Below are 12,120 nucleotides of genomic sequence, written 5' to 3' on the forward strand. Positions count from 1 at the left end.
ATTTTGCTTTAATTTCTGAAGCTGTCATTTCATACATTCTTAAAATTCTTACAATAAATTCGGGAAGTCTTTTTATTAAAGCTCTCACAATACCTTTTGATTTTATCGTATTCGTACTTTTCCTTTGAATTTTAATTGTGGCGAAATGACATTTTTCAGCCAATGACTCTAAAACTGCACGTGCTACTTCTGCCCCTCCTGTCTCTATTCCAATAATCACTTCAGGGTTAAACTTATTTATCTCTATGGCAAGTCGTGTACAGGCATCATAGAACGATTCATCAGTTAGTTTGATAATTTTCATTAGTTTTCAGTGTTGTCTAATTACAAATTTTCTGTTCCCGATAGCAATTGTAATGAAAGCAATTGTTAAAATATTATTTCCCAACCCATAACTAATCATGCTAGTTACAGGCATCATGATTATTACATAACTTAAGTATGAATAGAGCAAGAAATAATGTATTTGTCCACTCTTGACCATTCTTAATGAATGAATCCATAATGCACCAAAAATAAATTGAAAAAACAAGCCTAATAAGCCAAAATCAACATAAAGAAGTCCAAAATAACTGAGATATATCCCTTTATGAGGGAGTTGATCCCAAAAATCTTTGTTGAAACCGGTTAATGGTGATGTTATTTGATATAATATCTTGAACGTGCTTTGCCCCAACTTTGGTTGTATATGGGGATTAAAATCCATCAAATAACTAAACTCATATATCCCATGGTAAAAATATTGACCCATATTGGAGATGATGAATTTTATATAAAACATTGCAATTGATTCATCCTGACCCTTTAATATCCAATCAGTTGGTTGCAGGGTCTGAGCATATCCAGATTCAGTGAGGGAATAGTATAATTCCATTCCATGGTTCATATACCGAATTATAATGAGAACAACGCCTATCCCAAGAACCAAACTAGCAACAACAGCTATAGAAATAACTCTTTTGAATGTAATCGAACGATAGTAAAAGAAGGCCCATAATGCCAATACCATAGCAGTCAACACCTGAAACCTTTGACCTATCAGAATTGAATCAATTACTGGGATAAGAAATAAGAAAAAATAGATCCATTTCGGGCGTTTGGTTAAAAGCTCCAAAAGAAAAGGTATGTAGCAAAAAAAAAACAGCAAGCTACCTAAAATGCCAATTAGGGTAATAGAAGTATTATCAAGAGCCATGAGTACTTCATCAAAGTCTGAACTTAAAACTATCCCTCTTAAATAATAGCGATCTACAAACCGAAAGAACATTCCCAAAACACCTAAATAAAAGTATACTCCTAAATTTGGTGTTGTTGTAATAGCAAACCTAGTATTTGACTTTTCCGCATTTCTAAATATGCCTTGATATATCAAAATACCACTAAAAAAAAACAAATAACATCCGCCAATATATAAACCTGCAAATAGATTGAAATCATAGATAGGATCTACTGGGATAACAAAAAATATCAGCCAGACAATCAATGCAATTTTAAGTGTCTTGATCATCTGTTTGTTATTGAATTAAAAAAATATTGAGATATTAGCCATGATAAGATGGAAAAAATCATTATTCCTCCGGCTAAAACAAAAAACGAAACAAATTTGAATGAGGCAAGTAGCAAGAATAATAAGTAGGAAAAGGCAGAATAGAATTTTGTCTTCATATTTTCCTGTCCTGCATCTAGAATATTCAAGTTTATCATCACCATTTGGCCTACTAAAAAAGGTATAGCTGAAAGCATAAATATCAACAAACCCAACCAGTTTTGTAAAAAAGATATTTGGTTAACAAAGTAGAAATAGCATATTAGGAGGAAGAATAAACAAATGATAAGAAATGAAGCAGAACTTAAAATTATTTTTTTATAGTGTGAACTACACTTAATCAATCCGTCTAAGCCATTTTGGAAATAAGTTTTGGACGAATGGTTGAAGTATTTTGATAAGATTCCAGCCTCAATAAACGATAAAATGGAATTAAACACAGTCTGGAACATGGTATAAATACCCAACAATTCCCTACCAAGGAAATAGGATATGATCAATTTATCTAGGAAAAAAGCTGAACGCATGGAGGCACTAGATGCAATATAAAATCTAGAGTAATTAATTATCTCGAGTAGTTTATCGATTCTAAGTTGTTCGATTTTTCTAATATCTAAATCAAACGATAGACCAATTAATACACTGATAAAGCTGAATATTGCCCAAAGAAGTAAAACCAGATTAAAGTTATCATGCATTTGGAAAAGATACCAAAAGGCCAAAACAAAAAAACACCATAATCCACTCCTCAACGCGATCACAAGATTGGATTGAATTATTTTTCCCTTTGCAACCAAAAACCTATTGATTTCTTGTGATGTTGAGTCAAGAATAACAATGACCAAAATTTCAAGACCATATCCTGAAATAAAATTATCAATAATAGGAAGTGCAATAATATAAATTAACGAAAACGAAATTATTCTGATAAAAACAATTCCTTTGATATTTTGAATAAGTAATCTATTATCATCAGCTTGTGAGCTTATTTTTGGAGTATAATATGTATGCATCTCTAAACCAAGTAAAAAGGTAGTGAGGAGGACAAATGCACTAATTAATCCCCATAGTCCAACACTCGTAAGAGAAAGTTTAGACGCCATTGCTATAACCATCAAAAACTTTCCAGACATACCAGATACTCGAATTAATACTGAAACAATATTTAATTCTTTGATTTGTCTTATCATTCTAAGTGGTTAACACTACCCCTTCAGGGCTTGAAGACTTTTTCGGATACCTAAAAAAATATTATCAATATTCTTCTTTTCTAATATATCCTTAGCCATAAGCGGTTGATGCCATACGCATGGAAATGAACCACTATATATGGTTGTATAATATTCGATAAGAGAATTTTCCCGATCATCTTGATCTATCGACTTCCCAACTAAAGATTTAATCAAGGACTTCAAATCGTAATAGTTTCGTGCTTTATAGATGCCTGACAGATTTGAGTGATGAATATTAGACAATACAATTGCTTTCTTCCCTTTTAAAATAGCTTCTATTGCAGCATTTCCTCCTATTGTCACGACTATTTCGGAATGATCAATTATAATACTTGATGATGTTTTAGGAGAGATGAAATTTGTATAGGGTAGTTGTGCATATTTCAGTAATTGAAAGATGTTTCTTACTCCATAGTTGTTAGGGTGTTCCTTTATTATAAGCTCAAAGTTTGGAGGTAGGGACAATGAGATGTTGCGTGCCAATTCGAATTGATTTGATAAATAGGTGGCAATAGTATCTGGAGTAGATTCCGGTTGGATGTGCAGCGGCAAGAAAATATAATTTTTATTTTGATCTAGCTTAGCCCCAAAATAATTGAAATAAATGCGATTGATAGATTTATTGATAAAATTTCCAACTCTTTTATTGAATTTATATAGTAAAGATTCTCGATAATCTGCCCCTTGATAATTTTTCAGATTGTACCATAGCCTCTTTAGAACATCGCTGTCTATAAAATTCAACATTTGAGAACCTATTCCCCTATTGATGTCTATTGATTTTCTTTCTTCAATCAATCTATTGATCAAATCTTTCTCAACATTAAGTCCTAAATTCCTTTGATACTCAGCAACCTTTCTGATTATCTTATCTGAATATTCTCTATCAAAGAATACCATCCTTGGAGTCGAGAAAGCATATATATTTGATGGAACCAAATAGGGTATGTCATACTTTTTACACAAATAATAGGTCATTACTTCATATCCAAGTGCCACTTCTCCAATAACTGCTGAAATATTTCCATTGGACAATAAGCTATCGATTCTAAGCAAATATCTGAGGTAATACTGACTATGCACTCTATCTTTTTTTCGATATCGATCTAAGTAGAGTGCCTCAGAAATTCCAAAATTATACTTATCATAAATTTCCTTTGCCAAAATTTCTGATTTGAGTAAGTCCTCTTTTTCCAACTCATCATCGAACGAAATGTAGTATTTACTTGGTATCCGAGATTTTTTAAATTTCGTTTTATTAAAATAAACTACACTTATGTTTAGCTCTTCGTCAACACTCCTCAAGGCGATTGCTTCATGAAGCAGTGTAATAGTAGTTGAGACATCTAAAATCAAAATCTCCATATGTAACTTGAATTAATTAAAGTGAAGTGACATTCAAATGGCTGTCCAACCACCATCTACAATAATATTTTGCCCGGTAATATATTTAGATTCATTAGATAGCAAAAATGAAACAGAGGGAGCAATATCATCTGGATTGCCCATTCTTTTCATAGGCACCCTTTTCTCATATGCTTCTACAAATTTCTTGTCCTGATGATCAAAAATTCCACCAGGAGAAACACAATTTATCCTTACATTGAACCTTCCATATTGAGAAGAAAGATACCTTGTCAGATTAATCAAACCACCTTTAATGGCTGAATAGGGTGCTGCTGTTTTAATGGTCGTCCCTTCATATAGGCTCATGTCATTTCCTACCACACCATAAATGGATGCAATATTCACAATTGAACCTTCATTTTGCTTTCGCATTTGCATTAATACGTGTTGTGAAATAACAAAATAACTGTTTAATTGCCAATCGACATTCCTTCTCCATGAGCTTGGGTCAATATCCTCAAAATCGGTTCCCCAATCATTTGTTCTTGGATAAGCATTGTTAACTAGACCATGTATATTTTCATATTTATGTAATATCAATTGTATTGCCTCCTCAATCTCTTGGTCATTAGTTATATCACAATAATAAACCCCATTTGCCAGGTCCTTTTCTACATTAATATCCAGATTTATTACGAACGCACCATGCATATTCAAATCATCAATTATTGCTTTACCAAGCAATCCGCTTCCGCCAGTTACTATTACTACTTTATTATGAAGCTTTTTCATTCAAACAAATTTTAAGCGTCTCCAAACTTTCCTTAAGTGAATTGACAGGTAGAGTGTCCGATTTCAGGCAATCAATGAAGTATCTCATCTGTTCAAAATAAGTTGTTGAACTTGCAAGATGAGATTCAAATAGTATCTCTCCTCCTGAGGACTTTACCAATCCTTTAATTAAATCGAGCATAATGCTATGATCATCAAATACAATCTCAATTTTTCTTTGCGGATCTCTCCTAAAATAGTTAAGCATTATTTGGACTACACTTTTTTCGTAATTAAGTATGTAGATAGCAGAATCGATTGAGTTTATATCCAAATCAGAAATTTTTCTGATTTGATTAGAACTATTTAATGGTTTACCGAACAACCATATTAAATAATCAATCTCATGAATAAGATCAAGATGAACTCCACCTCCAAGTTCCTGTCTGGCACTGTAAACTTTTTTATAGTCATTCTCTGGCCTCCAATCCGGAAGGAAGGACCCACAATACGCAAAAACCTCTAAAATTCTCTTATTCCTTATATATTCCTTAGTCCAAATTATAACAGGATGAAATCTCATGTTAAAAGCAACATATGTTGCTATTTCGTTCACCTCTATTTTATTAATCAGTTGGGTTGCGCCTTCCAGACTGACTAGAGGAGGTTTCTCAATAAAAAGTGGTACTTTTAATTCTATAGCTTTCTCAATCGTTTCATAATGAAGAGAACTAGGGTTGCTTATTATTACAAAATCTATTTCGGGCACATCAGCCCAATTATAAATATTTTCAACCCCATCCTCATCAGGCACCCCCTTTAATGATCGAAGGGCAAATATTTTTATGTTTTGTTCTAAACTCCGAATTGCCCGTATATGCTTTTGTGCAATACTACCTAATCCAATTACTAACACCTTCATAAAGCAAAGTCCAAGCGATCATTAGATAGTAAATAATTCATTATTTCAAAATCCTGTGGTTCATCTAAATCAAAACAAGTGTGTTTCATCACATAAATTAATGAAGCATTAGTAATCACCGATTTGTTATCTTGATCAAAAAATTTTCTCCGATAAATGTAAAATGAAGCATTCATATCGTAAACCTTGGGAGCAGATTGACGAGTTAAGAAATTACCCTCCTTAACAAGTTTCGCATATCCATCATTTTTTAACTCAACCATATTAAAATAGGGATTTCTATTTGCAGAATTGACTGAAAAAATATTTGTTGCATCATGGTTTGAAGTGATTAATTTAAAGGCTTCCGTTAAATCATTAATGTTTCTTAACGGTGAGGTAATGTCAAGATCAAGAATATAGTCATACTTCTTCTGTCTCGTTCTTTCCGCATATCTAAGTACATCTTGAATGACCTCAATCTTTCCAACAAGATCTGTTGCTAGAGAAGTCGGTCTTGTATAATCTGAAGTTAGAGCATATGCCGATGCAACTTCAATAATTTGTTTACTATCAGTGCTTAAAATTATTTCACCACCAAATTTGCTTATAAATTCTCTCGCATGGTTGATGCTGTAGACTATTAACGGCTTCCCAGCAAGTATTTTGATATTCTTACCAGGAATTCCTTTAGAACCTCCTCTTGCACATAATGTCACTAGTATATTCTGCATTAGAAACGAATTTTTATTATATCCTCTTGAGCCTTTTTAAAATCCTCATGTTTGCCTATATCAAGCCAATACCCCTCAAATGGATAGGAAGTGACCTTCATCCCTTTTTTGATCATTTCTTCCATCAAATCAGTGGCGTTATAAAATTTACTATGCGGAATTATGTCTATTACAGATCTTTTCATGAGATAAATCCCTCCGTTTGAGTAATAGGTGTACGTGGGCTTTTCCTTGAAGTCACTTATGGTTCTTCCATCAGCTGTTTCAATAACTGCATAAGGTATGTTTACTTTATAAGGTATAGTAACCACAGATAGATCAGAATCATTGGAAATGAACTCTAAAAAGAAATGTTCGTAATCAAGATTAGTTAAAATATCAGAGTTTGTTACCATAATGAAGTCATGATGAAATTCTTCGATCAAAGCAATTGATCCAATTGTGCCAAGAGGTTCCGATTCTTCGATATATTCAATATGAACATTTCTTTCCCTCCCAGTAGAAAAATATTCTCTCAACTGATAACCTAAATAGTTGATCGACAACCAAAAATCATCGATTCCATAAAGTGCCAGTCTTTCAATGTTATGCTCAATTATTGGTTTTCCGCCCACTTTTAAAAGCGGCTTTGGAACCGTATCAGTTAAGGGTCGTAACCTACTACCTCTACCACCGGCCATTATGACAACATCAACCGGTAAATAAGATCTCAAATGCCTTAAATTGATTACATTCGTTACAATATGATCTTTGGTTAAAATTGGAATTATCGTTATACTCTGACTTCTGTAATTGACTATCTGATCCAGATAAACATCTCCCTTTGTTACGAACCTTGGGTTCCCCTGGCATAAAGTTTCCACTTGTTGTTCAATCCCTATCTCCTTCAACAAACCCCTTCTTATATCTCCATCAGTCACAGATCCAATTAGTTTATTATGCTCGTCAACCACAAACAAAATAGCATCACTAGCTAGGTTATTAAGCTGCTCCAGGGCACTTTTGATAGAAGATCCCTTTAGAATCAGATGGTCCTTAAAGTTTCTCATTGATTATTTTAATAATATTTGACACTGTATTTGGCTTGTGATACTTATTTCCTCCCGTATAACCTTTCCTTTTGATAAGTTTTTTATGACTTATAAGTATCTGGTTCTGATCAAAGGGTACATCAATTACATTATCACTTCGTAATCTTCCTTTTTGTCTATCTCCAACGTTTATGACAAACTTACCAAAAGAAGCTGCCTCAATAATTCCGCTAGAAGTATTTCCCAACAAGTACTCTGCATTCTTCATTGCAGAAAAGTAATTCTGTCTACCAAAGCTTTCAACTAGTGAAAATGAATTAGGCTCAGCTTGCTTTAGTTCCCTGAACTTTTTTCTGTAAGATGAAGCAGTTGTATCTGCATTTGGCATTGTTATAACTATATGAAAATCATTTGCAATATTAAGTAATGTATCACCTATAACTGTAGCGTACCTTGAATTCACTTGACTATTTACAGTTTCTGGGTGAACGGTTACTAGAACATAACTTTTGCTTTTCGGTATTGCAAATCGATCAGCTACATCATTCCAGAATGGAATGGTTTCATGATCGACTCCATCTAAACTGATTGACCCCACAGGGAAAATATTCTCATTAGTTCCGGTGATCTTGGCAATTTTTTTACCAAAATAGTCTGTTGAAGGGAAATGATATGTGGCCGCCAGGGTTATTTGATGTCGATAAATATTATCTATAGCACCTAAAGTTGTTTCACCTCCGTGGATATGGGCAACTTTTATTTCGTAAGGGATTGTAGATTGAACAGCAGCAGACATTTCATACCGATCTCCTAACGCAAAAACTAAATCATAGTGATTATTATCCCATACTTCATGAAAGTTCTTTACAGTATTTCCATAGTTCTTTACAACATCACTTTTGGTATCACCTTCGGATAGTGCCCCTACCGTAATAATTTCACCAAATTTATCTTGCTTTATTTCATTAATTGTCAGACCAAATTTTTCAAGTAAATGCATCCCAAAACAAATAACTATAAGGTCAAATTGCTGGCTTTTTGACAAAGCCAAAAGCAGTGGTTTATAAATCCCATAATCAGCTCTAGAACTTGTCAGTACACCAATTCTCCTCCTCTCACTCATTGCAAATCCTCAGGACTTAACTTATGAAATCGTGATAGGTCAAGTTTTACTTTTCTCCCAATGATTTTTTTCCATTGCATTGGGCTAATACCATCACCTGGCCTTAATGGCAAAATATCATACTCATCTATAGTTTCTCCTTTCTTGAGGTGCCTTGACAAATGAATACTTTTCCTAGCTATTACCAAGTTTTTTCTCTCACTATTACTTGGCTCTTTTTTACCAGCTCCCGAAGTGGCCATTTCTATATTTCTAATTGCTTTTACCATTGCAATTAATTCATTTGGTTCGAGTGATGCTGCATGATCTGGGCCATCCATTTCCCGACTCATGGTAAAATGTTTTTCTATAACCGTTGCTCCAAGTGCTACAGCTGCTATAGGAACTTCAATCCCCAAAGTATGATCTGAGTAGCCAATTTTCACTTTACACTCATCAGCTATCGTTTTCATGGCCTTAAGATTTACGTCGTCAAAAGGAGTTGGGTACTCTGTATTACAATGTAAAACGGTTATATCATCTAAGGTCAATTGTTTTGACGTCAATACCTCTAAGGCATCCTTTATCTCATCCAAGTTAGCCATTCCTGTTGAAAGGATAACGGGCTTTCCTAAGTGTGCTAATTTCTGGAGATATGGATAATTGGTAATTTCTCCACTTGGAGATTTAAACATTTCAAATCCTAAAGAATATAAATATTCAAGTCCATCTACATCGAATGCTGTTGAGAAGAAGCTAGTACCTTTTGAGGTCGCATAATCTATCAGCAACTCATGCTGATCATGAGTGAGTTCTAACTTTTTTAATAGTTCATATTGAGATTTTTCTGACTTTGTGTTCCTCTTCTGATATTCAGCCATTGTAACCTCGCGACTGACTATTGTATCTGCCTTAAAAGTTTGAAACTTGACATAATCCACATTTGCAGAAGCCGCTACATCGATTAACTTTTTAGCAAGCTCAATGTCACCATTATGGTTTACACCTGCCTCAGCTATTATCTTCACCCTTGTGCTCATTCTAATATTCTTTTTGCTGGGTTTCCAACTATTTTTAAGTTAGAATCTATGCTATCTATTACAACTGACCCAGCACCAATAATAACATTATCCCCTACTTTTACCCCCTGCTTTAAAACCGCTTTTGCACCAATGAATACATTTTCTCCAATTTCAACATTCCCTAATAACGTAGCCCCTGGCGCAATATGACTGCCTGCACCTACTTTACACTCATGCTCTACCACCGCAGACGTATTAATAATTACATCTTCTCCTATATCAGCTTGGGCATTAATAACTGCTCCTGCTGAAATATAAATACCGGACGAAATAGATGCAGATGGGGATATTATAGCACTTGGATCAATAATTGTCAAGCATTCCTTTCGTTTACTTCGAATTAAAAGGCCTATTTTTCGTCGTAATTCATTATCCCCAACAGCTAAAATAAATTGCGAATTTTCTTCCCAAGCCTCAAATTTTTCCTCATGTTCACTTCCTGAGTATATCAAATTATAGGGATTAGTGGTGTTCCTATATCGATCTACATAGCCATATATTTTAATTCCTAGTCGCTGAGCTGACTCCAACACAACATAGGCATGACCAGAGTAACCCATGAGATATATATGGTTAGATATTTCTTGCACTACTCGGAATATTTACTATTCTTTCTGACAATAATAGGGCATTCTTTTGACCGTCCCTTTGGCAATCTTTATACATTGGAAGCTCAAACATTAGCTGCCAAATTGGGCGAGTCATTACATTATTACCATTGGTGTACGCCAAAAAATTATCCTTTGACTCTTTATCTTCAAACTCTATGGGGACTAACCAGTAGTTCCAAGTTGTCTCTTTTGGAATTTCTTTAACTTTAAATCCTTGTAAATCAAGTTCTTCCTTATAAATGTTATATACTTCTCTTTTTGATGCGATGAATCTATTAAGTTTTTCAAATTGAGCTAAAGCCAGAGCTGCATTAAGATTTGGCATCCTGAAATTATATCCAAGTTCATCGTGGTAATATTCCCATGCATGTGGCACTTTAGCAGTGTTTGTCAAATACTTTGCCTTTGTGGCATACTCAGGATCTTTTGATATCAAGGCGCCCCCTCCTCCTGAGGTAATAATTTTATTTCCATTAAAGCTAAATGCTCCCATTATTCCAAACGTCCCGGAAGATTTACCTTTATAAAAACTTCCCAATGACTCAGCAGAATCTTCAATCACTGGAATTTGCCATTTATCTGCAACATCAACTATCCGGTCAATTTTACACATAAATCCAAATGTATGCATGGGCATAATTGCTGCTATTCGCTTTCCTGTTGATTTGTTAAAAGTACCTGTTTCTCTTAGCTCTCCAAATTCTTCGAGAAAATCCTCTAACGCATCAGGAGACATACCCATTGTATCATAATCCACATCCACGAAAACCGGACTAGCACCATTATAACGAATGGCATTTGGAGTCGCTACAAAAGTCAATGCCTGAGTAATCACTTCCGTATTTTGCTCTAAACCAGCAATTCTCAGTGCTACTTGAAGGGCAGCAGTACCGTTTACCATAGCGGCTGCTTTTCCTGCACCTGTATAATCTGCAATTGCTAGCTCAAAATCATCAACAAACTTACCAACTGATGACACAAAAGTCGAATCTATGGTTTTTGTCACATACTCCTTCTCCTTTGTATCAAAGCACGGCTCATGAAGTGGGATAAATGCCTTTGTTCCATAAATTGAGCGAGCAATATCAATAAATTGACTGAAATCAGACATTGTAGATATCCGCTTTGTACCGCGCTAAATTACTTTCGTTAGAAAACCATTCTATGGTCTGTTTAAGACCCGATTTCAGATCATATTTTGGTTCCCAATTCGTGTACTTCCTAAGCTTTTCGTTTGAACCATATAACCTAAAGACCTCACTCTTAGCAGGTCTTAGTCTATCATCATCCGTAACTATTTTGGCTTGAGGGTTAATTTGATCAATCATTTCTTTGGCAAGATCACCAACTGAAATTTCCGATTGCGTGGCAATATTTACTTCTTGACCTATTAAGCCTTCGCAATTAGCAGTTGCAAGAAAGCCCCGCACTGTATCCTTAACAAAGAGTAAATCTCTTGTGGGTGTTAAATCCCCTAGCTTGATTTCATCTTTTCCTGATAATAATTGCGATATGATCGTGGGGATAACTGCTCTGGCCGATTGCCTTGGACCATAAGTGTTAAATGGTCGAACGATTGTGACCGGCAGGTCAAAGCTTCGATAAAATGAATCTGCAATACTATCTGCTCCAATTTTTGTGGCTGAATATGGTGATTGGGGTTGCTTGGGATGGTCCTCAGTTATAGGAACAAACTGGGCTGTGCCATATACCTCCGAGGTAGATGTAACAAGAATTCTTTTGGTTCCCAAATCTCTAGCAGC

The 12,120-nt window shown here is 34.7% G+C and carries 13 protein-coding genes; all 13 read right to left on the bottom strand.

Features of this window, described 5'->3' with window-relative positions:
* On the bottom strand, positions 1-304 hold a 304-nt coding region (locus tag RLO81_RS06135; protein WP_350108724.1), incomplete at its 3' end, for a phosphoribosyltransferase family protein.
* 6 nt (positions 305-310) lie between these two features.
* Positions 311-1,507: an O-antigen polymerase gene (locus RLO81_RS06140; RefSeq protein ID WP_350108727.1), complete on the bottom strand. Its 1,197-nt coding sequence runs from the start codon at positions 1,505-1,507 to the stop codon at positions 311-313.
* Positions 1,504-2,736 (bottom strand): polysaccharide biosynthesis protein, encoded by a 1,233-nt coding sequence (locus RLO81_RS06145; protein WP_350108730.1) that lies wholly within the window; start codon positions 2,734-2,736, stop codon positions 1,504-1,506. Before RLO81_RS06145 ends, RLO81_RS06140 begins: the two co-directional genes overlap by 4 nt.
* Before the next feature lie 15 nt (positions 2,737-2,751).
* Entirely contained in the window at positions 2,752-4,143 is a 1,392-nt protein-coding gene (locus RLO81_RS06150; RefSeq protein ID WP_350108733.1) for a hypothetical protein, read from the bottom strand.
* Between the two features lie 33 nt (positions 4,144-4,176).
* Positions 4,177-4,917: an SDR family oxidoreductase gene (locus tag RLO81_RS06155; protein ID WP_350108736.1), complete on the bottom strand. Its 741-nt coding sequence runs from the start codon at positions 4,915-4,917 to the stop codon at positions 4,177-4,179.
* Positions 4,901-5,818: a Gfo/Idh/MocA family protein gene (locus RLO81_RS06160; protein WP_350108739.1), complete on the bottom strand. Its 918-nt coding sequence runs from the start codon at positions 5,816-5,818 to the stop codon at positions 4,901-4,903. Before RLO81_RS06160 ends, RLO81_RS06155 begins: the two co-directional genes overlap by 17 nt.
* The gene (locus tag RLO81_RS06165) at positions 5,815-6,531 is read right to left on the bottom strand and encodes an acylneuraminate cytidylyltransferase family protein (protein ID WP_350108742.1); all 717 of its coding nucleotides are present in this window, start codon (positions 6,529-6,531) and stop codon (positions 5,815-5,817) included. Before RLO81_RS06165 ends, RLO81_RS06160 begins: the two co-directional genes overlap by 4 nt.
* Positions 6,531-7,580, bottom strand: a complete 1,050-nt coding sequence (locus RLO81_RS06170; RefSeq protein ID WP_350108745.1) for a nucleotidyltransferase family protein — start codon at positions 7,578-7,580, stop codon at positions 6,531-6,533. Before RLO81_RS06170 ends, RLO81_RS06165 begins: the two co-directional genes overlap by 1 nt.
* Positions 7,567-8,685, bottom strand: coding sequence for a UDP-N-acetylglucosamine 2-epimerase (gene neuC, locus RLO81_RS06175; RefSeq protein ID WP_350108748.1), 1,119 nt, complete (start codon positions 8,683-8,685; stop codon positions 7,567-7,569). The genes RLO81_RS06170 and neuC overlap by 14 nt, the downstream gene beginning before the upstream one ends.
* Complete coding sequence (gene neuB, locus RLO81_RS06180; protein WP_350108751.1) at positions 8,682-9,704, bottom strand: N-acetylneuraminate synthase; 1,023 nt, start codon at positions 9,702-9,704, stop codon at positions 8,682-8,684. Before neuB ends, neuC begins: the two co-directional genes overlap by 4 nt.
* Entirely contained in the window at positions 9,701-10,336 is a 636-nt protein-coding gene (locus RLO81_RS06185; RefSeq protein WP_350108754.1) for an acetyltransferase, read from the bottom strand. Before RLO81_RS06185 ends, neuB begins: the two co-directional genes overlap by 4 nt.
* On the bottom strand, positions 10,320-11,468 hold the full coding sequence (locus tag RLO81_RS06190; RefSeq protein WP_350108757.1) for a LegC family aminotransferase: 1,149 nt from the start codon (positions 11,466-11,468) through the stop codon (positions 10,320-10,322). The genes RLO81_RS06185 and RLO81_RS06190 overlap by 17 nt, the downstream gene beginning before the upstream one ends.
* Positions 11,461-12,120: GDP-mannose 4,6-dehydratase (locus RLO81_RS06195; protein ID WP_350108760.1), on the bottom strand; the 660-nt coding region annotated here is incomplete at its 5' end. The genes RLO81_RS06190 and RLO81_RS06195, both read right to left, overlap by 8 nt.

The sequence above is a fragment of the Fulvivirga sp. genome, from assembly GCF_040220315.1.
Lineage (GTDB): Bacteria > Bacteroidota > Bacteroidia > Cytophagales > Cyclobacteriaceae > Fulvivirga.